This is a genomic window from Staphylococcus lutrae, assembly GCF_002101335.1.
Lineage (GTDB): Bacteria > Bacillota > Bacilli > Staphylococcales > Staphylococcaceae > Staphylococcus > Staphylococcus lutrae.
The window spans coordinates 1,684,006-1,704,644 of record NZ_CP020773.1 but is presented as its reverse complement, the minus strand read 5'-3'; the positions used below and the strand labels follow the sequence as shown (position 1 = coordinate 1,704,644).

22 protein-coding genes and 1 riboswitch are annotated in these 20,639 nt (G+C 38.6%); of the genes, 6 read left to right on the top strand and 16 right to left on the bottom strand.

The window, feature by feature from the left end; all coding sequences use genetic code 11:
• The first annotated feature begins 221 nt into the window (after nt 1-221).
• Entirely contained in the window at nt 222-659 is a 438-nt protein-coding gene (mgrA, locus tag B5P37_RS07860) for a global transcriptional regulator MgrA (RefSeq protein WP_085237699.1), read from the top strand.
• A gap of 344 nt (nt 660-1,003) precedes the next feature.
• On the opposite strand, the gene cydC is transcribed toward mgrA, so the two are convergent.
• Both cydC and B5P37_RS07850 read right to left on the bottom strand, forming a co-directional pair.
• Entirely contained in the window at nt 1,004-2,689 is a 1,686-nt protein-coding gene (gene cydC / locus B5P37_RS07855) for a thiol reductant ABC exporter subunit CydC (RefSeq protein WP_085237698.1), read from the bottom strand.
• Nucleotides 2,689-4,326: an ABC transporter ATP-binding protein/permease gene (locus B5P37_RS07850; RefSeq protein ID WP_085237697.1), complete on the bottom strand. Its 1,638-nt coding sequence runs from the start codon at nt 4,324-4,326 to the stop codon at nt 2,689-2,691. The genes cydC and B5P37_RS07850 overlap by 1 nt, the downstream gene beginning before the upstream one ends.
• A 381-nt stretch (nt 4,327-4,707) precedes the next feature.
• On the opposite strand from B5P37_RS07850, the gene B5P37_RS07845 reads away from it, so the two are divergent.
• The 3 genes from B5P37_RS07845 to B5P37_RS07835 all read left to right on the top strand — a co-directional run bounded on the left by B5P37_RS07845 (nt 4,708) and on the right by B5P37_RS07835 (nt 7,672).
• Nucleotides 4,708-5,559, top strand: coding sequence for an undecaprenyl-diphosphate phosphatase (locus B5P37_RS07845; protein ID WP_085237696.1), 852 nt, complete (start codon nt 4,708-4,710; stop codon nt 5,557-5,559).
• A 396-nt stretch (nt 5,560-5,955) separates the two neighbouring features.
• Nucleotides 5,956-6,867: a hypothetical protein gene (locus B5P37_RS07840; protein ID WP_085237695.1), complete on the top strand. Its 912-nt coding sequence runs from the start codon at nt 5,956-5,958 to the stop codon at nt 6,865-6,867.
• A gap of 238 nt (nt 6,868-7,105) precedes the next feature.
• A complete protein-coding gene (locus B5P37_RS07835) occupies nt 7,106-7,672 on the top strand; it encodes an LOG family protein (protein ID WP_085238446.1) in 567 nt (188 codons plus the stop codon).
• 72 nt (nt 7,673-7,744) lie between these two features.
• On the opposite strand, the gene B5P37_RS07830 is transcribed toward B5P37_RS07835, so the two are convergent.
• The 3 genes from B5P37_RS07830 to B5P37_RS07820 form a co-directional block, all read right to left on the bottom strand.
• Nucleotides 7,745-8,293 carry a GNAT family N-acetyltransferase gene (locus tag B5P37_RS07830; protein WP_085237694.1) on the bottom strand — a complete coding sequence of 183 codons (549 nt, stop codon included), beginning with the start codon at nt 8,291-8,293 and terminating at the stop codon, nt 7,745-7,747.
• 172 nt (nt 8,294-8,465) lie between these two features.
• A complete protein-coding gene (locus B5P37_RS07825) occupies nt 8,466-8,765 on the bottom strand; it encodes a hypothetical protein (RefSeq protein ID WP_085237693.1) in 300 nt (99 codons plus the stop codon).
• 108 nt (nt 8,766-8,873) lie between these two features.
• Nucleotides 8,874-9,221 carry an SA0632 family lipoprotein gene (locus B5P37_RS07820; protein ID WP_085238445.1) on the bottom strand — a complete coding sequence of 116 codons (348 nt, stop codon included), beginning with the start codon at nt 9,219-9,221 and terminating at the stop codon, nt 8,874-8,876.
• Between the two features lie 258 nt (nt 9,222-9,479).
• Here B5P37_RS07820 and B5P37_RS07815 point away from each other — a divergent pair, with 258 nt between their 5' ends.
• On the top strand, nt 9,480-10,163 hold the full coding sequence (locus tag B5P37_RS07815; protein WP_085237692.1) for a DUF1129 family protein: 684 nt from the start codon (nt 9,480-9,482) through the stop codon (nt 10,161-10,163).
• Nucleotides 10,164-10,388: 225 nt separating this feature from the next.
• Here the strand turns inward: B5P37_RS07815 and B5P37_RS07810 are convergent, their stop codons facing one another.
• From B5P37_RS07810 to B5P37_RS07765, 10 genes are all read right to left on the bottom strand, one after another.
• Nucleotides 10,389-11,597 carry a sugar efflux transporter gene (locus B5P37_RS07810; RefSeq protein WP_085238444.1) on the bottom strand — a complete coding sequence of 403 codons (1,209 nt, stop codon included), beginning with the start codon at nt 11,595-11,597 and terminating at the stop codon, nt 10,389-10,391.
• A 73-nt stretch (nt 11,598-11,670) separates the two neighbouring features.
• Nucleotides 11,671-12,543: a LysR family transcriptional regulator gene (locus tag B5P37_RS07805; protein ID WP_085237691.1), complete on the bottom strand. Its 873-nt coding sequence runs from the start codon at nt 12,541-12,543 to the stop codon at nt 11,671-11,673.
• A 115-nt stretch (nt 12,544-12,658) separates the two neighbouring features.
• The gene (locus B5P37_RS07800) at nt 12,659-13,222 is read right to left on the bottom strand and encodes a ribonuclease FAU-1 family protein (RefSeq protein WP_206168689.1); all 564 of its coding nucleotides are present in this window, start codon (nt 13,220-13,222) and stop codon (nt 12,659-12,661) included.
• Between the two features lie 268 nt (nt 13,223-13,490).
• Entirely contained in the window at nt 13,491-13,967 is a 477-nt protein-coding gene (locus tag B5P37_RS07795; RefSeq protein ID WP_085237689.1) for a cupin domain-containing protein, read from the bottom strand.
• A gap of 20 nt (nt 13,968-13,987) precedes the next feature.
• Nucleotides 13,988-14,704: a YebC/PmpR family DNA-binding transcriptional regulator gene (locus B5P37_RS07790; protein ID WP_085237688.1), complete on the bottom strand. Its 717-nt coding sequence runs from the start codon at nt 14,702-14,704 to the stop codon at nt 13,988-13,990.
• Nucleotides 14,705-14,779: 75 nt separating this feature from the next.
• Nucleotides 14,780-15,784 (bottom strand): ThiF family adenylyltransferase, encoded by a 1,005-nt coding sequence (locus B5P37_RS07785; RefSeq protein WP_085237687.1) that lies wholly within the window; start codon nt 15,782-15,784, stop codon nt 14,780-14,782.
• Nucleotides 15,784-16,551, bottom strand: a complete 768-nt coding sequence (locus B5P37_RS07780; protein ID WP_085237686.1) for a thiazole synthase — start codon at nt 16,549-16,551, stop codon at nt 15,784-15,786. The genes B5P37_RS07785 and B5P37_RS07780 overlap by 1 nt, the downstream gene beginning before the upstream one ends.
• A gap of 3 nt (nt 16,552-16,554) precedes the next feature.
• Nucleotides 16,555-16,755, bottom strand: a complete 201-nt coding sequence (gene thiS, locus B5P37_RS07775) for a sulfur carrier protein ThiS (RefSeq protein WP_085237685.1) — start codon at nt 16,753-16,755, stop codon at nt 16,555-16,557.
• Nucleotides 16,756-17,349 carry a thiamine phosphate synthase gene (locus B5P37_RS07770; protein ID WP_085237684.1) on the bottom strand — a complete coding sequence of 198 codons (594 nt, stop codon included), beginning with the start codon at nt 17,347-17,349 and terminating at the stop codon, nt 16,756-16,758.
• Between the two features lie 73 nt (nt 17,350-17,422).
• Nucleotides 17,423-17,531: riboswitch (TPP riboswitch) on the bottom strand.
• 18 nt (nt 17,532-17,549) lie between these two features.
• Nucleotides 17,550-18,182, bottom strand: a complete 633-nt coding sequence (locus B5P37_RS07765) for a Bax inhibitor-1/YccA family protein (RefSeq protein ID WP_240622353.1) — start codon at nt 18,180-18,182, stop codon at nt 17,550-17,552.
• 334 nt (nt 18,183-18,516) lie between these two features.
• Here B5P37_RS07765 and B5P37_RS07760 point away from each other — a divergent pair, with 334 nt between their 5' ends.
• The gene (locus B5P37_RS07760) at nt 18,517-19,332 is read left to right on the top strand and encodes a LysM peptidoglycan-binding domain-containing protein (protein WP_085237683.1); all 816 of its coding nucleotides are present in this window, start codon (nt 18,517-18,519) and stop codon (nt 19,330-19,332) included.
• Between the two features lie 300 nt (nt 19,333-19,632).
• Here the strand turns inward: B5P37_RS07760 and B5P37_RS07755 are convergent, their stop codons facing one another.
• Nucleotides 19,633-20,634 carry an inorganic phosphate transporter gene (locus B5P37_RS07755; protein ID WP_085237682.1) on the bottom strand — a complete coding sequence of 334 codons (1,002 nt, stop codon included), beginning with the start codon at nt 20,632-20,634 and terminating at the stop codon, nt 19,633-19,635.
• Between the last annotated feature and the right edge of the window lie 5 nt (nt 20,635-20,639).

The window sequence follows — 20,639 nt, the reverse complement described above, 5'->3', positions numbered from 1 at the left end:
TAACCCTTTCTCTCATAAAATCTACAAATCTGCTATAATATATGTATATGTCTGACTTTTAACTTGATAAAGTACGCTTTATCTTCTAAAATTACTGCATACTATGTTTTAAGAATAGCATAGATTGATGTGAGAACGGTTTAAATCACTCGATTATGGACGGATTCCCATTCGCGATAAAGAGAGAGAAAACGGATAGAATGTTTGGAGGAGAACTAATTATGTCTGACCATTTAAACTTAAAAGAGCAAGTATGTTTTAGTTTGTATAACGCACAAAGACAAGTTAACCGCTATTATTCAAATAAGATTTTCAAAAAATATAAGCTCACATACCCGCAATTTTTAGTATTAGAAATTTTATGGAATCAATCCCCTGTCAATGTGAAAAAAGTTGTGACTGACTTGGCACTCGATACAGGAACTGTATCACCTTTATTAAAACGTATGGAGCAAATTGATTTGATTAGGAGAGAGCGCTCTGAAATCGATCAACGCGAAGTATTTGTGCATTTGACTGAAAAAAGCAGAAAAATGGAACCTGAGTTAGCAGATGCCTCACAACAAGTTGCCGAAGCTTCTTCATTAACACCTGATGAAGTAAAAGAATTAAATCGACTACTCGAAAAAGTCATCACTGCTTTTGATGAAAGTAAATAACCTTTAAGAATTAATGTTAATATATGATGCGTATTTTTTCCGTATTGCTATAGATAGACTTTGTTTTAGCGTATCCATTTGATGTGCAATCAATTTGGGGATTCGTGGTACGAATTTTTAAATCTATCGTCTTATCGACATGACGCTAGGTTTAAATGTAATCAAATTTTGATTAATTTGACTAAGACAGATTGAAGTTTATCTATACATACATATTGAGTTCAAAAAAAGCGTGAGAATGCCATCAACATTCAAAACGCTTTTTTTGTTACTCTTTTTCATTTTAAGAAAATAGTATTTATTATTTCGCAATAACACCATTAAATGATATAGATACATTCATATTAACTTTCCTTACCTTCGCCCCATCCTTTTAAAAATGCTTCTGGCGTGCAATCCGCTTCAATTCTACCTTCATTCATTACAATCACACGGTCAAACTGGTTTAAATATTGAATATCGTGGGTCGCAACGACGAGTGTTTCTGCACTTTGATGAATATATGCCATGACTTCTTCTGCATGCTTTACATCTAAAGCTGTCGTCGGTTCATCTAATAACCAAACCGGACAATCTCTTAAAAAAAGCCGTGCCAACGCTAAACGTTGAATCTCTCCTCCAGACAATGTGTTTTGAGTAAGTGTTAAATGCCGATCCAAGCTCACCTTTTCAAGACCGAGTTGATCCAACACCTTTCGACAATGTGCATACGGTGCCTCTGTTAATAAATTTTCATACACTGTCCCATCATAGAAATGCGGATGTTGTAACAACGTATTTAACTGTGCATAATAAGCAGGGCGGTCTATGGATTGCAACTCTTCATCGTCTACCATTATTCTCCCCTCACTCGGCGTGTATAAGCCCATGAGCAACTGTAATAATGTCGACTTTCCTGATCCTGATACACCAACAATTGCAACATGTTCGCCTTTATGAATTTGGAGATTCAAATCATCAACACTGGGTCGTTGCTGGGTGTCGTAATAGAGCGTTGTATGCGCTAATGCATAAAGGAGAGCGCTTTGTGGTAACGGTGCAATATGTGTTTTCCTTTCCCCAACTATAGCGTGATCATGCTGTAAAACCTCTGATAAGCGTTGTTGGGCCAAATCTGTCTCACTTTTATATTCAGCCACTTGGCTCATTGGAACAGCTTGTTCTAACAGTGTTAATACCATTAAAATGATACTCATCACGTAAATAACATCTAATTTTTGACTTTCTACCATTACAATCGCTAAAACAAGACTGAAAAGCAAGGCGACCATACTGATTAAATCTCTGAAATAGTTATATTTTAAATGACCACGTTGCGCACGATGCTCCGCGTCACTGAATGCTTGTTCAGACGCTTTCATGTGAGTGTAATAACGTTGCATACTATTAAAACGTTGCAACTCCTCCTGTCCAGAGACATAATCATAGTACTCGTGCATCCATTGTTCCTGTGTCATATTGACTTGTTGTCGAATATCAATGGCTTGTTTCACTTGTACAGCAGGAAAAACAAGTAAAGTCAGACACATCGTGATCATCAACACCACCGCATGAATCCACGAAAAAAAGATTAGCACACATGCAGAAATGAGGGTCACGACACCTATAACAATAGGGGGATAGTATACACGCAAATAAACATTTTGTAATGACTCCACATGCGTGACCATTTTCCCAAGTAAGTCACTTGAACGAAACTTTCGAAAGACATCAGGAACCAAGGGAATTAAGCTTCGGTACAATTGCACTCGAATATCTCTAAGCATCGTAAAAGTAGCCCGATGCGAACGCAACCGCTCATAGTATCTCGCAATCGCACGAATAAATCCGAATAATTTCACAGTAACAATTAGACCCATTAAAGCATATAGGGGCGCACCTTTCGCACTTTGGGTAATCATGTAACCACTTAAAAAGAACATGCTCAATGCCACAAGACTTCCCACAATGCCAATGAAAATTGCCATAACGATATCTCGATGCCATCGCATTTGTATCACTTGTTGAATACGTTCCTTGCGCTTTTTCATCACTGTTCACCTCCAACATCCTCGCGTTTGAGCTGTATTTGGATATCGTGATCATCGGCTTGTATTGTTCCTTGATCAAGAAAAATCCGACGGGTCGCCTGTGCAATCGTTTGCTGACGATGTGCAATCGTCAACCGCGTCGTATGACGAAAATAACGATTTAACGTTTCCTGAATAACGCGTTCTGTTGCTTGGTCTAGTCCTGCAACTGGCTCATCTAACACAACAAAGTCTGGTTCTAAAACAAGCAATCTTGCCAACTCGATACGTCGCATTTCACCGCCAGACAACATCTCGCCACCTTCACCAATCAATGTATCGATACCATTACGGAGTCGCTCAACGACAGGCTTCAATTGAACCGCTTCCAAAGCTGACATGACTTTCTCTACAGTCACTTCATGAAATACAGCGACATTTTCAGCAATGGTGGCATTAAAAATATAAGGATTTTGCGATAAATAGCCGATTTTGATATCGTTCTTTTGATAACAAATTGTCCCTTTTTGCGGCGACAGTTCACCTAATAATAAACGAACTAATGTTGATTTCCCTGTGCCACTCGGACCGACAAGTGCAATATGGTCCCCTTCAAACACATCAAACTGAATATCGTGTAAAACGTTCGATGCCATTTGCGGGTAATGATACGATAATTGACGCACTTGAATGAGCGCTTGCTGAGCAGGATTTGTCATGCGTGGAGCATCAATGACTGCTTCTTCATGAACAATCGCTTCATGAATTACCTCACTTGCCCCTTCACTTTCTTTACCTGTATGAAAGGCTTGACCTAAATCTTTAATGGCGTTATAAAATTCGGGAGCCATGAGCATTGCAATCGCTGCCGTGCCAAATTGGATGGAGTGAAAAACAATTAAACTTAAACCTACCTCCAAAGCCACGAGACCTATCCCTAACATACTTATGAACTCCAACATCAAGCCAGATAAAAAAGCACTTCTTAAAATCACCATTGTTTTATCGCGAAATTGTGTACTCTCTGCTTCAATTGTCGTCACCGCTTCTTCAGAACGATTAAATAGTTTTAAAGTGACCAACCCTTTCGTCAAGCTTAAAAAGCGTTGACCAAACTGATTCAAAAAAGTCATTTGATCTTTGGCATCATCCCGTGTTTTAAGGCCAAAAACAATATAAAAAATAGGAATGAATGGCGCTGTCACTAGCATGATGATAGCGGTGGGTAAATGTACGACAAACATGGTCATCATAATGGCAAGCGGAATGAATGTTGATTTGAATACTTGGGGTAAATACTGTCGATAAAAGGGTAACATTTCAGACAATGTTTCAGTAGCCATCGTGAGACGCGTTCCTACCGCTTGATGTTTTGAATCATTCAACAGCTGATGCCGCACTGCTTGACGGACTCGATGTGCGAGACGCTCACCTAACCAACGATTGAAGTAATCAAAAGTTGCACGTAAAAGTAGGATGCACGCTAAAAAAACAATCCCTATCCACCATGTTGTAGGCTGTTGTAACAACAATCGTTCTAATATTTTTCCTATCGTCACATTTTGTGCAACGACGGTGAGTGCGAGACCGATACAAACGATCGCCATACAGAGCGGCAACACATAAAACTTTCTTACCCATTGGTGCAATTCTCTCATCTCTATTTGCCTCCGTTTTTTTGTCGTTATTCCATTTTACACGTTCATTCACTTACTTTCATTCGATATACTCTTGAAATCCGTCTGAGCCATTCGCTTCGACGCGTATACATGGCCAGACGCACGACAGACTATCGCATCAATTGCTATTGAAATATAGCGACTACAAATCCGCGTCCTTTATATCAACACACAATCAAACCTTTCTCAGTTTGATTACGCATCTTTTATTGTTATACGTGACACATTTCAATTCTCTCAGTCCAGAGGCTTATCTTTTAAAAATTTCTCAGTTAAAAAAAGACATCTTAATTACTAATGTGCTATTATATGCTATGTTATATTAAACGTCACATAAAAATAATTAAAGAGGGGTCTTGTATGTTATTTTTCGAATTAATTAAAGCCATTATCCTCGGTATTGTCGAGGGAATGACAGAATTCGCACCCGTTTCATCTACCGGGCACATGATTTTAGTCGATGATTTATGGTTAAAATCCACTTCTTTTTTAGGTGCACAATCTGCCTTCACCTTTAAAATCGTGATTCAACTCGGTTCCATTACTGCAGCAGCATGGATTTTTCGTCATAAGTACTTCGAAATGTTACATATCGGAAAATATGCGCCAAAGCACCAACCCGGTCGTCGCTCTAAGCCACGCCGTCTCAATCTCATTCATATTCTTATTGGGATGATTCCAGCAGGGATACTCGGTTTACTTTTCGATAACCTCATTGAAAAGTATTTGTTCAGTATCCCAACCGTTTTATTTGGGCTGTTCATCGGTGCGATCTATATGATCATCGCGGATAAATATAGCGTTACCGTTAAAAATCCAAAAAAATTAGACGAAATCACGTATTTCCAAGCATTTGTTATTGGCCTTTCTCAAGCAGTGGCAATGTGGCCAGGTTTTTCTCGTTCAGGTTCAACCATTTCAACAGGGGTATTAATGAAATTAGATCACAAGTCTGCTTCTGATTTTACTTTTATTATGGCTGTGCCTATTATGCTTGCTGCAAGTGGTTTATCGATTATTAAACATATAGATTATCTTAAGTTTGCAGACCTACCATTTTATATATTTGGTTTCTTAGCAGCATTCGTATTCGGATTTATCTCCATCAGACTCTTTTTGAAATTGATTCAAAATGTTAAATTATTACCATTTGCGCTTTATCGTATCGTACTTGTCGTGATTATTGCTGTTGTCTACTTCGGCATTTTATAATTCATCAGCGTCCCCGTTTGATCAATCGTATCGATAAACGATGACACGACACTCAGATTTCAACTCTACTTTTCAATACGAGCATGGCATGGAGATATCCCATGTCTTATAAAAAGTCAGGTGTAAATCCCCCTAAAGTTGAACCTTAAAGTTCAATTTTAGGGGGTGTTTCTTTTGAATAAAACACGATAAGGTTACATCCTCGAGTACACCGTATCCTCCTCTTTCCACTGGATACCTCTCGTCATACCATTGTGTAAATGACTGTTTATAAAGCGATTTTTCGTTTTTGGAATCATTGAAAGATTGAGTTTAGGGTCTCTATGTCTTTGCGTTTATCGCTTAATTTGAAAGGGTAAAAAACAAGAAGTAGATTAATAATTGGAGGCAACGTTCATGAATAAAACAATCAAAACTGTGATTAATCTGTTACCTATATTTTTAGTACCACTTATTTTAGAACGCAAAAAATTCAAACAGCACCCTGACGTCCAAAAAGCGACGAAAACAACCGTGCACACTTCCAAAGCAGTTGTACACCATACCCAACATGCCGCAACATCTGTAAAAGACGCGATCGTTTCCGGTTCGAGTCATGTTAAAAACACTGTACAAAGAAAAAAACGACGTCATGATTACAATAAAGCGATTAAAAAACAAAATGAAATTCTGCAGTACAATCGTCCTGAAAATGTGCGTGCACGCGGAAAATCACTAGCTAAAGCAAATCGTAAAGAAATCGATACAATGGCTAAAAACTTACAAAAACATATCACGCAACGTCATAAAGAAGAAGAAAAAAACGTGGAAAAACGTCAAAAGCATATGATTAAAAATATGAAAAAAATGCAGAAATATGAAGAGAAAGTTGGTCTTACACCCGGACATTTAGACAAAAAAGCTGAAAAACGTGGCGAAAAGCTCGAACAACAAAACAAAAAAACAGTCGATAAAATGAATCAGAAATTAAAAAAACATATCGAACAACGCCATAAAAAAGAAGATAAACAGAAAAAAGAGCGAGAAAAAGCATTAAAACAGCAAATGAAAAAAATACAAAAACACCATGCAATATCTCAAAAATCCAAAGCTGAAGCCACATCGTCATCAACAGTCAATCAAGATGAAAAACAGTCGGTGACATCTTCAGCCCTTGGTCAACGAGATACACCTACAACGGCGCAGTCCCCATTACACACACAACATTATCAAAAAATGGCGCAGCACGTTGAAAACAGTGATACATTAAGACAAAATCAGCAATTAAATGATATTTCTCAGGCGTCTTTGGACAAGCAGAAACGTTAACCTCATCAAATCAGAACAGCGTTGAAAATCGCTTATCAAAAGCAACTTTCATCGCTGTTTTCTTTTTGTTAATTTTAAATATCAATTCGCAAACCTCTTGATGCAGAGCGAACGCATTTGTTACTTTTATCAGCATCTTTTGAGATAACGTCTTTTTTCTATATGATGGTTCACCGCTATACGTCTACACTGATTTGTATTAAAATAGAACTATTCTTCAAAGGAGTTGGTTTAAATGATACAACGTATAGCTGTATTCTGTGGTGCAAGCAAAGGGTTTAATGATACATATGTCAAATCGGCTTATGAACTTGGGACGTATCTTGCTAAACAAGATATCGAACTCATTTTTGGCGCAGGCTCCGTCGGTATGATGGGTGCCATTCAAGACGGTGTTTTAGATCATGGCGGTCGTGCTATCGGTGTCATGCCCCGCTTTCTAGATGATCGTGAAATTACAAGTCAAAAAGTTTCCGAACTCATATTAGTGGATTCCATGCATGAACGAAAACAAAAAATGGCTGAACTTGCTGATGCTTTCGTTATTGCACCCGGAGGCGCGGGTTCGCTAGAGGAATTTTTCGAAGTGTATTGTTGGGCACAAATTGGATTACATCAAAAACCTATGGGTATGTTTAATATCAACGGGTTTTTTACACCTTTAGAATCATTAATCCAACATATGATTAAAGAAGGATTCATTGATGAAAAATATGCTGCGCTTGCAGGTCTGTATGACACGCCAGCCACATTATTAGAAGGACTAAAAAATGCCAAACCCCTTTCTGTTCGCACATACAACTAACATCCACTTCGTCATTCGTACACTGATTGATGTTGCTTTTCTCAACCTGCGACATCAACCAGTGTGTTGATTTTATGCGCGCTTCAATTCCTTTTTATAACGCACTTGAGGCCTCAAAACATGATGTTCACTTAAACCCGGCTTGTCAAAGTCATCGTAATGGGACATCCCTATCTTTTCCATGACTCGAATCGAAGCTTGATTGATTTTAGCTGCCATTGCATACACTTCTGTTATCCCCTGCTCTGCAATATATGAAAGCACTGCCTGAGCCCCTTCAGTTGCGATACCATTATCCCAAACTTCAGGAGACAATCTCCAACCAATTTCATAAAAAGGCAGTTCCTTAAATGTGTAATCGACCGCTTTAGGGATGTAATTGACACCAATAAAACCAATCCATTCTCTTGTCGCTTTCAATTCCACCGCAAATAGCCCTAATTGATATTGCTTTAAATAAGATCGCATCGCCTCAAAGTCACGCGCTGTTCGCTGATAACTCAATAAACTAGGAAAATATTGACGCACTTTACGATTCGCATTCAGTTGTTGAAATGGAAGCAAATCTTCATCATACCAATCTCTCAGTTTTAATCGTTCAGTCTCTATATAAACGGTCATCACATTCCCTCCATTCAAGTCACCTCGTCATAGTAAAAAAGCGGGATAGAAATCTTAAGACATGGATGCGATTTCTTCTTCCCGCTTCATTGGGCTATCTATTTTTCAAAGTTTGCGTCATACGTCGTCTACGTTGCGCAATCACACACCACCAGAAGTCGCCGCTCATTCTTTATGCTTTAGAAATGTAACTGATGAGTTGAATCGTCACAGGCACTTCCTTCAATCGCTCAGGACGATACCCTTTTTGAGTTGTGAACACCGCGTCTACAAAATCATTTTTATGATTTAAACGATACGTTGCTGTATACGTCTCCCAATCATGCTTAAAATTGGGCTTTAATGCAATGACACGCTTTAATTCACCTGTTGAATCAATCATAGGATAACCCGTAATATTTTCAAGTTCGCGCCCCAATTCAATCAGTGTCATATCGCGTCCTTCTAGTAATCGAAACTCTTTTTCGTACATTCATTAAACCCCTTTTCTCTCCGTATGATTTGTATGTCTCATACCCCCTCTTACCGAACATCAAACGCACTTCATTGATGCGGCATGGATTGGATATGATATGATTCATTAATGACTTTTTTTAGTGCCAGATGTGTCCGTTGCACTTGATTGATCCTCAGATTGAGATGATTGCTCTGATTGATCTGTTGTTTTGGCATCTTTTTTCGACGCTTTTGACTTACTTTTTTCTTTTTTGTCATCTGAGGTTTTAGCTTTTTCAATAGACTGTTCAAGGTCTTTAATTTGATCGTCCAACTTCTTACCTTGCTCTTTTAATTTTTTATTTTCTTCTTGCAAAGCTTGCTGTTCTTTTTCTAACGATTGAATTTCGTTTTGTAATTTTTCTTTTTCATTATTACCACAGCCTGATAACAAGAATATCGTTCCTATCATCACAATCAGCTTTTTTTTCATACATACTCTCTCCATATCAAATGACTTCCAATTCATTTTATCATGATTTTCATAGATACGCATAACTGTACTCTCTTTTAAATGCCATTATTAAACGCGGACCAACGACATATCATTGAAAAGTGGCTCCAACACTTAACCTCGACTGCATATTTGTTATTCCGTATGATCAATTCTCTATAAAATGTTGCTTTCTCATATTAAAATTGGCATAATAAGTACCATTCAATAGACTTCAGTCATAGGGGTGTTTGATTTATGAAAACGACGAATGAATTGATGAAAGAAAACAATGTCAAAGCTTTACGGCTCAACAATACGGATCGTCAAATTTTCGAAAGTTATATGACCTATGTCCGTGCGGATATGCGGGTCAATGCACACGACTCTGAAAAAGTACTTCAAGGTATTTTAACTCACCTTCTTAATGCTGAAGATAGAGGCTTACACGCAATGGATTTTTTCGACCATGACCCTAAAAAGCATGCGATTCAAACGATTAAAACACTTCCTAATCATACATTAAGCAACATTGGCCATTATATTTTACAACATCTCATTTTTTTGTTAGGTGTATTTTGCTTCTTAAAAGGTTTCATCGGTTTTTTTATTAATGATACACGCATTTATTTGTATACCTTCCCACTCACTTTTATTACGGGCATATTCACCACCTTTTTATTTATTTGGGCTTGCTTTAAAATGATCCAATTACAGGCGTTCAGTTATTCTCGTCTGACATGGTTGTTTGGTTATTTCGCACTGATTACACTGATTGTGTTGATTTTTATTATTTTCTTTATCCCCCAAAATTTTTTACAATTTGGTCCGTATATTCACGTCAGTGATTGGGTATTCATTATTGCATCTTTTATTATTGTTCCAATAGGTTTATTGAAATATCGACGCGATGATAATGAAAATCGTGCTTCATGGCGTTAATTCACGTATCACTGCACACCGTTAGACAACAAAGATGTACACCTCATAAAAACATCCGAGACGTTGCTGTCACTGACTACGCACGTCTCGGGTAATATGAATGGCTTCAAATCCTATCTGATATTTCTTCTGTACAACCGTTCACACAACATTGACGCCTCACCATGTTATATAAGGTGAAACGCCAACATCCTAACTCGCAGCCATGTCGTCATCCACTCTGGACTAACCCGTCGTTTGTACCGATTTTGAATGAGACTTAGTAAATAAAATCAACACAAAACCACATGATAAAGAGAGTGCAGAAACATAAAATACATTTCCTAATCCGACCCAATGACTCATTGCCCCCCCTAACAAATTCCCCAACAATTGGCCTAATACCATCGCATTCGCGAATAGCGTTGATGCGTATCCTGGAAACTGAGGTAACACGTCCTGGAAATAACTGATGCCTATACCGAGCAATACTGCTAAAAAAGCAGCCAGCAGGATTTGGCCGACAAGCATCATGCGTATGCTGTCAAATAAACCAATGCTACCAAAAAACAAGCTTCCACATATCGCCGCTATCGCTAACAATGTTCGCGTTTGAATCTTACTTGCAACCATTCCTAAAAGAATCATAAAAGGGACCTCTAATCCTGCACATAAACTCGCAAGGTGACCGACATATTTCTCTTCTTCATTCAAATATTGTGTCACAAAAAGAGGCATGTTGAGCGTATACATCCATTGACCAATATGTAATAGCACAAATGCGATGAAAGGGATGATTAAATAACGATGTGTGAGCAATGATGGAGCATTCTGTTCAGTCACTGCACGTTCACGTATTGGTTTTGTGACCTTGACGTCTTTAAAAAAGAAAAATTGTAATAGTAAAGCAGTCAAAATAATGACCACTGTGCCGATAAACAGACCGCTGTAACCCCATATTTGATTTAAGATGTTCCCCACTAACGGCCCAAATAAAAAGCCAAATGAAAACATTGAACGTAAGACTGAATTCGCAAAGATCGCGCGACTACTTGACGTTGATTGGTTGATTGATTCTCGTGCAGATGCGTACAGTTGTGGCATAGCCGGTGCGAATAACCCTTGAAATATCGCAAATAAAATAATAAACCATACGACTGAATGAACAAAAAAAGGTAAAATAAAACTGATTGCGCCCATTAATAAACCTGCAATAATCAACAATTTTCTATTAATGGCATGTGTATCTGAAAAACGTGCGACAATACTATTAATTGCAAATTGACTCATCGCGGCAAGTGCCAGTAACAAACCAAATTGATGCGTGGTCATCCCAAGTTGATTCGTCGCAAATAACACAAAAAATGGGACTGTAATGGCAATTCCCATTCCAATCAACATCATATTGACGAGAAAAAGTTGATAATTTTTTATCGTTAATAATTCACGAAACATGATTGCACTCCCTTCTATCATTTTGAATGAACTTCCATAAAAAATTTAAGCCATATATCATTCCAAACACATGTTAGTGCTCAAAATTTTCAATATTTAAATACTGTTTAAACACATCGATAAATGCACTGACTTGTGGCAATTGCACCATACTCATGTCATAGCTTAAGTAAGTAGAACGTACCAATGACCGCTCCTCTATATCTACTTTTAACATTGCAAATTGTTCCGGATCTAAATCTTTTGCCATAATTTCTGGCAAAATTGTTACACCAACGCCGCTCAATAATAACGCTTTACAAGTTGCGACTTGATCCACTTTGATTTGGGCACGGTAGTCTTGAGACATATGCTGTTGGTACCATGTTTTAATTTGGTTAATATAAACCGGATCGGCCTGAAATTCAATGAATGGTAACTTATGTAACTCTTCTTCCTTATTTTTCGGGAAAATAAAGTAGTGTTGGTCGTCCATTAAATGATCATTGTGCATATTTAAAAGTTGATTCCCGCGGACAATCATAATGTGATAATCATTGTGATTAACTTTAATATGCTCGCTCGACCCTACTTGCAATTGAATTTCAACATTTGGAAATGCCGCAGTATAACGATTTAATACTTCTGGCAAAACTGTTTGCCCAACTAATGAAGAACAACCAATAGATAGTGTACCATTAATCGCGCCAACATGTGCCTTAATTTTATCTTGGAACAACCGCTCTTGTTTTAACATTGATTTTGCATGCGCAATGACCATCGCACCTTCAGTCGTTGTAATGAGTTGCTTCTTCGTCCGAATAAAAATGTCCACACCGAAATGACGCTCGATTGATTTCAAACGTTGTGTCACAGCAGGTTGTGAAATATAGAGACGCTCTGCCGCTTTGCGTAGCGTACGTGTTTCATCTAATGTCAGTAATAATCGATAATCATCAATCTTCATCATACAGCCTCCTCAAAATAAAAGAAACACTAGACAACTTGTCGTCCAGTGTGCAGAAATCTTTTCACGACATAGAAGCACATTCGTTTAACCTGTGAAAAGTCTCTCTTTATATCTATGTCTGTTTATACTCGTCTTTCTTTTGATACTTGCGATTGATTTTATGATAACAATACATCGCTTTTTTTTCGATACTTTCAAAATCTTCATCAATTTGAATCATCAATTGATGTGCAATGACATACGCCTCATGATATTGTTTACGCGTAATTTGTTTAGATTTCAATGCACGCGCCAAGTCTTCCTCATCAACGAGTTCATATTGTCCATTCGGTAAAGCAAGCACATCTAAACATAAATCCAACGTTCGTGCTTTCCCTTTTTGCGTAATGTTTTTTAAATTAATATCAAAATAATATTGAAGCGGTTGTCCTTTATCATTGAACATGACAGTCATACTGTAACGTTTTTTTTCTGGCAGAATCTGTAGCCACTGATATCCATCGTCAGCCACTACCATTCGTTGATTAACTACAGTCACCTCTAAAGGATCTCTCACCTTTTTAATTGAAATTAAACCTATAATGCCTTTAAATTTATTATTATTTACTTTAACTTCGATATAATCATGGTCTAAGAGGCGACGCCAGTGACGTTTGTCAATATATTTCACTTTCACAGCCACCAACTCCCTTTTTTCCCATTATATATAAATCGAAGTAGGATGTCACTTGTGGTATGTACGTTATAAAATAAAAATAAAGTAAGTTCAAAGTCATATTTTAGTAAAAACTGGATGACTGCACATTCCAAACAATCGTATTATCTCGAAACCAAACCCATTAAAAGCGTGCGCTAACCACGCGCCTACACGATTTTGTTTTCCGCCAAAAAGCAAACAGACTGACAAGACCCTTCAGCATCTTATCAGTCTATAGCGAATACGTTTAAACCGATTTCTTTGCATATTTTCGAATGATGGCTTCATGCTCAGGATACCATGCAAGCAGTGTCTCTTGACTAAATAGTTCAAAATGCTCAAACTGAAACGCGGGTTGAACCATACATCCCACTACTGCAAATGCATTTTCACACTCGATTGACGAGGCAAAAATTGTCCCTTTAGACACCACATATTGCAATACATCCCCTTCATCAACATTGGGTCCTAATCGAACAGTACGATATGTACGATCCGGAAAAATCATATGAATCGTTAATGTTGCACCGACATGATAATACCAAATCTCATCCGCATCAATGCGATGAAAATGCGAAATATTTTGATCTTCTAACAGAAAATAAATACTCGAATAGTTCGGACGTTGCGCTGTTTGATCCGGGCTTAAAGCCGTTTGACGATAGTAGCCCCCTTCTGGATGAGGGACTAACCCTAGATGGTGCACCCAATCTTCTGCTTTCATTCGGTTCAGGCCTCCATTCATTAAGAAAGCTCTACATTGTGAAAAACGTGTTGAACATCTTCCAAATCTTCAAGAACATCGATTAATTTTTCGAACATTTCTTGATCCGCTTCAGATAATTGCACTTCTGTTTGTGGCAGCATTTCGAATTCAGCCACTTCAAATTCAGCGACGCCCAATGTTTTTAACACTTGTTGTACTGCGCCAAATTGATCGGGTTCTGCATAAACAATCGTTAAGTCACCTTCTTCAGTAACATCACGCACATCGACATCGTTCTCCATCAACGTCTCAAGAACGGTCTCCGCATCAAAACCTTCGAATGCAAATGTAGCCGTATGATCAAACATGTATGCGACCGAGCCAGAAACACCCATGTTGCCGCCGTTTTTACCGAAAGCTGCTCTCACATCAGAAGCTGTACGATTCACATTATTTGTCAATGCATCAACAATGACCATAGAACCACTTGGACCAAAACCTTCATAGCGCAGTGCGTTGAAATCTTCATCACCACCACCCTTGGCTTTGTCAATGGCTCTCTCAATGATATGGTTGGGTACAGAATAAGTTTTGGCGCGTTCAAGAACAAGTTTTAATGCTTGGTTTGATTCAGGGTCAGGTTCTCCCGACTTCGCTGCGACATAGATTTCTTTACCAAACTTCGCATAAATACGACTTGTATTTTTATCTTTTTGCGCCTTCTTTTCTTTAATGTTATTCCATTTACGTCCCATGACTTCCATCTCGCTTTCAAATACTTTTTTGAGTACGCTTTATTATACATGGAACATTCAGACCCTGGCAACTGACTAAATATTCGTTTCACTTACAAACGCTTGCTGCACAATAGATTGCGCAATGGCTTCGTCTTCCGCACCATAGACGAGTATTCGGCCATCTTGGTAGAGCGTCATATCATAATTTTTATATTGTAGACGTTTGACAAAGGCATTGTGAATTAAAACGTGTACCTCTGGATGCAGTGGTAGGTCAAATTGTTTAGAAGACAAGCGCAACTGGTAAACGCCTCCACATAACAGCTGGGTTGATTTTAAATGCTTATCTTCCAATCGGGGATAATGATGTTGTGCACAAACTGGACAATCCAATTCTTTAAGTGATGAAATGGCAGTTTTTTTCAATTTCCCGTGATAGATATCCCCCGTCGTCATTTGATAAGAAAAATCACCGTGCATTAAATAATAAAACACTTCTGCCACAACAAAACTGCTTGCTAAGTGAACTGCAGGAGGCAATACACCATTGAGTTCACAACTCTCCATTGTTTCTGGAACGTCCGGCATTACACAATGAAGACAAGGCCCTTGCGTACTGATTGGAAACACGCTCAACTGTCCGCCAACAACCGCACCATAGATATATGGAATAGTTAACTTTTGTGTCGCTTCATTGACTAAATAGCGCGTTTCAAAGCGATCTAAGCCGTCGAGTACCATGTCGGGACGCACCTGTTCCAACATCCCAATAATATTACGTGCGGTCACTTCTTCATACAATGGTTCAATGACCACTTCTCGATTCATCATTTCAAGCCGCTTCTTCAGTGCAAATACTTTAGGAATCAGTGCTGCTGCATCTTCTTCAAGATAACCACTCTGGCGATGCAAATTAGAATAAGTGACGACATCTTTATCCACAATAGTCAGTCGACCTATGCCACTTCTGACCAATTGTTCAGCGATACCACTTCCTAAAGCACCCACCCCCATAATTAAAATATGCATTTGTTTCAACTGTTGTTGACTGGATTGGCCAAAATGTTGAAAGCGTATTTGTCTATCATAACGTTCCATTATAAGAATCCTAATCCCTCTGAAGGGCTTGATTGTACCGCATTATAACGAATAGGAATACGACCCGCTTCATAACTCAGACGACCCGCTTCAATTCCTTTTTTCATCGCCTCAGCCATTTTCACTGGGTCTTGAGCTCGAGACACCGCTGAATTCAAAAGGATGGCATCCGCACCGAGTTCCATCGCTTCCGCACAGTCCTTAGCTGAGCCTATTCCTGCATCAACAATGACAGGCACGTTACTTTTTTCAATGATATAACGTAAATTCAATGGGTTGCTAATGCCTCGACCCGTACCAATTGGAGATGCAAGGGGCATCACAGCATGTACACCTAGCGCTTCTAAACGTTGCGCTAATACCACGTCATCAGAAATGTATGGACAAACGATATAACCTTTTTCTAGTAAAATTTCACATGCGCGATACGTTTCTAGAGGGTCTGGAAGCAATGTATCATCGTCACCAATAACCTCTACTTTAATCATGTCGCATACCCCTGCTTCTTTCGCTAATTCAGCAATCCGTACCGCCTCTTCTGCTGTTTTAGCCCCCGCTGTATTTGGAAATGTTGTAAATTGAGATAAATCTACATTCGCCAATGGATTAGGTAAATTTTCGTCATATAAACGCATCCGTCTTACAGCAAACGTCAAGACTTCCGTTTCTGATGCAGCTATCGCTTGTGATTGAATCGTTTCATCTTCAAACTTTCCTGTTCCTAAAAATAATCTTGAGTTAAATGTTAAATGACCAATTTTGAACATCTTCTATCCGCCTCCTACAAATTCTAATAATTCTAATTGATCTGCTTCTCTCACTTCTGTTGTTGCCCATTCCGAGCGTTTGATGACTTGTGCATTTCGTTCAACAGCCATCCGTTTTGCCTCAATACCAAAATGATTGAGTACCTCTTGAATGGTTGTCCCCTCTTCAAAATTTTGCTTCTCACCATTTACAAAAACATTCATTTAATTCACCTTCTTTAAAAACCATTGTTTGATCATTTGTTTAAACACTTGCTTATCACTAGAGAACGCACAACTGAGACACGCAATACCTGCAAAGCGTGATGACACTTGTTGCACCGTCTCTACTGTAATCCCTCCTAGCGCAACCACTGGAAAATCAAGTGACAACACTGCATCAATTTCACTCGGCGTGCGAGGTGGCAAATCGGGCTTCGACGCTGTAGTAAAAAGGTGACTGAAAAGAACAAAGTCTAATTGTTGCGCTTGTGCTTCACGCACTTGATTGACTGAATGCGTCGACATACTCACTTGAAAGTCCTTCCCTTCCTCTTTTTTTAGTTGTGCTGCTCGCCAATCCCCTTCTCTAAAATGAACATTGGGAATGTTTAATTTTCGTGCTAACTGCACATCCGTATGAACAATCACTTTAGACTTTGGAAATCCGTTCGCCAACAATTTCACCGTCCATTTTTCGAGTTGTTGCTGTGTCATTGGCGTTCGTAAAATCACACCGTAGATTTCACACGAAATTTCACATAATCGATCAATATGCCATTGATTGAGCGTCGTATATGGTGTCACTACAATAATCAAAAAGCTCGCCCCCTCTACTTCCCCAAATAAAAAACTACTTTTCTCATTTTTTACAGAAAAGTAGCCATAACCGACGTGAATACAGCCACTTTCCTACGCCAGTACGAACTGGATCAGGTTCAGGAATTTTGAAATGTCTATTTCAATCTCAGCCATTTTAAATGGCACTTCCAGTGGAATGTTTCTAATATTGAATTGTTTTATCGTTTCACCATACGAGCTAATTCTAACACATAACGAATCACACGGAAAAGATTTAAGAACAGATTAAATCCCATTTCTCTCGCTGAAAACTGTCCCCGCTTCATACGATTGAAGTCATACAACGTGTAAAGTAAAAACAGTAATAGTCCTACAATGGCTATCACAGTGTAATAAAACGAATTGTGTATCCACCAACCAAGAAGGCTAGCAATAATTAATACGATTAAAGTGACAAATAAATATTTCCCCATACTTGAGGCGTCCTTAATCCAAAAATAGCCGAGAACACCAAATAACACAAACCCCAAAACAGCGAGTAACACCATATTAAAGAATAAACGTGCCCCTAAATCTTGCAAAGTATAGATCAAAGTCGGGTAAGAGAGTAAACCCGCGACAATCGTATAAATGTGAGAAATAATCGGACCACTAAAACGAACGCGCTGAACGACCATCGAAGCAAGGATAAGGATCAACAAACCTAGGGATAATGGCTGATACCATGACGATGGTAAAAATTGTCCTAAATAAGTTGAAACACCGAATATCAGCCAATAATAAGTAAAATATAACCATACTTTTCCATACTTTGCTTGTGGATGTTGATGGAAAAAGTGTGTCGCCATCATCTTCACAACTCCTTTGAAAGAATAAACACATGCCACCGTTAAAAAAGCGTACCTTATTAAAAAAAGGGCTTTATTTCTATACATCTATTTTATGTTACAAAAAGTTTAATTATATAAAAAGTTTAAAATTTCAAATGTTCCTAAAAAAGGATAGTGGCAACATTCATCAACAAATATATAACAAAACTCTATATTTCACAACATTACAGATTCGTAACAACGCCCTTTCAATGCATAATATTTGTTATCATGGGTATTGAATTGATAATCAACTTACACAAATCAACCATTGCTCAACACATATGACATGACGTGTAACTAAGGAGGCAATACTTTGAAAAAATTCGCATTTGCAATTTCAATGACATCTGGGGCAGTCGCATTACTTACGCATCAAGACGCCGAAGCTTCAACACAACATACCGTTCAAGCAGGGGAATCTCTTTGGTCTATTGCGCAACAATACGGCGTTTCTATCGATAGCATTAAGCAATCGAACCAATTGTCGAATAACATGATTTTTCCAGGACAAGTGATTACTATTGGGGGTGGCGGTGGCGCTCAAGCTACGCACTCATCATCACAAGCACAAAACGGGGTCCATACAGTGCAAGCGGGCGAATCTTTAAATATCATTGCCGCACAATACGGTGTGTCCGTACAAAATCTCATGCAAGCAAATGGATTAACAAGCTATCTGATTCACCCTAACCAATCTCTACAAATCCCTGGCGGAGGTGGCGGTGTGACGTCACAAACAACAGGTGGAACAGGGTCAACGCCTTCAACCAATCAAAACTCAAATACACCGACGTTCAATCACCAAAATTTATACGACTGGGGACAATGTACATGGCATGTCTTTAATCGACGTGCGGAAACAGGCCAACCGATTAGTACATTTTGGTGGAATGCTGATCACTGGGCAGCAAATGCAGCAGGAGATGGCTATACTGTTGATCATCATCCGACAGTCGGATCGATTATGCAAAACTATGATGGCCCTATAGGTCACGTCGCTTATGTTGAACGTGTAAATCCTGATGGTAGTATTTTAATCTCAGAAATGAATTACAATACACCTCCAGGTGTGGTAGATTACCGTATCATTCCAGCATCTATCGCTTCTTCATACAACTACATTCATTAAAAATTTAAGCCATTGAGACGACTGAGGATTTCCTCTAGTCGTCTCAATGGCTTATACATCATTAAACGACACCGATGTCAGATGGCATAAGCTGTTCTCGAAGTCTATTTGACATTTTTGCTTCTCATATCAATCTGATGTGCGCTCGAAAAATAGAACCTTCATTTTTATGAATAACTACACCCTATGCATCCTCCAATATTTCACACTTTAAATAGCAATATATCAAAAAAGAGACTAAGCAATCCCTTTCGCTTAATCTCGTTCCTCAAATCTCTCATATTCTATTCATAGCTTATACTATAATAGCAAATTCAGGATGAAGTAAATCGCTCCGGCAAGCACACCTGAAATCGGTAAAGTAATCACCCAAGTCACAATCATACGTTTCGCTGTATTCCAATGCACACCTTTAATTCGGTTTGATGAGCCCACCCCTAAAATTGAAGATGAAACCACGTGTGTTGTGGATAGCGGAAAATGTAATGATGATGCAACAAAAATCGTCAGCGCAGATGCCAAATCAGCAGATGCGCCATTGGCTGGACGTATTTTCATAATATTACCACCGACCGTTTTAATAATTTTCCATCCTCCAACTGCAGTACCTAGACCCATGGCAGCAGCACAGGATACTTTGACCCACAATGCCGGTTCCACACTGTTTTGCACATTGGCAACAATTAACGCCAACGTAATAATCCCCATAGATTTTTGAGCATCATTTGTTCCATGAGAAAATGACTGTAATGACGCAGTAAAAATTTGAAACAGGCGAAAGTTTCGGTTCGTTCGTGTTAAATTGGCATTTTTGAATACGGTTTTAACAATCGTATACATGATAAAACCTACGACAAAAGCGATAACCGGAGATAAAATCAATACGAGTACGATTTTTGTAAAACCTTGGTAATGCAAGACATTAAATGAACCTGCAGAAGCAATAGCTGCCCCAGCAATGGCACCAATCAATGCATGCGATGACGAACTAGGTATGCCATAAAACCATGTCACTAAATTCCATACTATAGCCGCTAATATCGCCGCTAGTACAACAATCAATCCATTATCCAATGTAAACGGGTTAACAATCTCCTTCGTAATCGTAGACGCCACACCAGTAAATGTGAGTGCACCAATAAAGTTCATAATCGCAGCGAGGAAAATGGCCTGCCTCGGCGACAGTGCACGTGTTGAGACCGCCGTTGCTACCGCATTTGCTGTATCATGAAATCCATTAATAAAGTCAAATAATAACGAAAAGATAATGATAGCTACCGTAATAAGCAACAAATACTCCATAAATG

What these genes read in the sequence shown, in the direction of transcription:
- mgrA (WP_085237699.1), top strand. Translation starts at nt 222, where the DNA reads ATGTCTGACCATTTAAACTTAAAAGAGCAAGTATGTTTTAGTTTGTAT.
- cydC (WP_085237698.1), bottom strand. Translation starts at nt 2,689, where the DNA reads ATGAAAAAGCGCAAGGAACGTATTCAACAAGTGATACAAATGCGATGG.
- B5P37_RS07850 (WP_085237697.1), bottom strand. Translation starts at nt 4,326, where the DNA reads ATGAGAGAATTGCACCAATGGGTAAGAAAGTTTTATGTGTTGCCGCTC.
- B5P37_RS07845 (WP_085237696.1), top strand. Translation starts at nt 4,708, where the DNA reads ATGTTATTTTTCGAATTAATTAAAGCCATTATCCTCGGTATTGTCGAG.
- B5P37_RS07840 (WP_085237695.1), top strand. Translation starts at nt 5,956, where the DNA reads ATGAATAAAACAATCAAAACTGTGATTAATCTGTTACCTATATTTTTA.
- B5P37_RS07830 (WP_085237694.1), bottom strand. Translation starts at nt 8,293, where the DNA reads ATGACCGTTTATATAGAGACTGAACGATTAAAACTGAGAGATTGGTAT.
- B5P37_RS07825 (WP_085237693.1), bottom strand. Translation starts at nt 8,765, where the DNA reads ATGTACGAAAAAGAGTTTCGATTACTAGAAGGACGCGATATGACACTG.
- B5P37_RS07820 (WP_085238445.1), bottom strand. Translation starts at nt 9,221, where the DNA reads ATGAAAAAAAAGCTGATTGTGATGATAGGAACGATATTCTTGTTATCA.
- B5P37_RS07815 (WP_085237692.1), top strand. Translation starts at nt 9,480, where the DNA reads ATGAAAACGACGAATGAATTGATGAAAGAAAACAATGTCAAAGCTTTA.
- B5P37_RS07810 (WP_085238444.1), bottom strand. Translation starts at nt 11,597, where the DNA reads ATGTTTCGTGAATTATTAACGATAAAAAATTATCAACTTTTTCTCGTC.
- B5P37_RS07805 (WP_085237691.1), bottom strand. Translation starts at nt 12,543, where the DNA reads ATGAAGATTGATGATTATCGATTATTACTGACATTAGATGAAACACGT.
- B5P37_RS07795 (WP_085237689.1), bottom strand. Translation starts at nt 13,967, where the DNA reads ATGAAAGCAGAAGATTGGGTGCACCATCTAGGGTTAGTCCCTCATCCA.
- B5P37_RS07790 (WP_085237688.1), bottom strand. Translation starts at nt 14,704, where the DNA reads ATGGGACGTAAATGGAATAACATTAAAGAAAAGAAGGCGCAAAAAGAT.
- B5P37_RS07785 (WP_085237687.1), bottom strand. Translation starts at nt 15,784, where the DNA reads ATGGAACGTTATGATAGACAAATACGCTTTCAACATTTTGGCCAATCC.
- B5P37_RS07780 (WP_085237686.1), bottom strand. Translation starts at nt 16,551, where the DNA reads ATGTTCAAAATTGGTCATTTAACATTTAACTCAAGATTATTTTTAGGA.
- thiS (WP_085237685.1), bottom strand. Translation starts at nt 16,755, where the DNA reads ATGAATGTTTTTGTAAATGGTGAGAAGCAAAATTTTGAAGAGGGGACA.
- B5P37_RS07765 (WP_240622353.1), bottom strand. Translation starts at nt 18,182, where the DNA reads ATGATGGCGACACACTTTTTCCATCAACATCCACAAGCAAAGTATGGA.
- B5P37_RS07755 (WP_085237682.1), bottom strand. Translation starts at nt 20,634, where the DNA reads ATGGAGTATTTGTTGCTTATTACGGTAGCTATCATTATCTTTTCGTTA.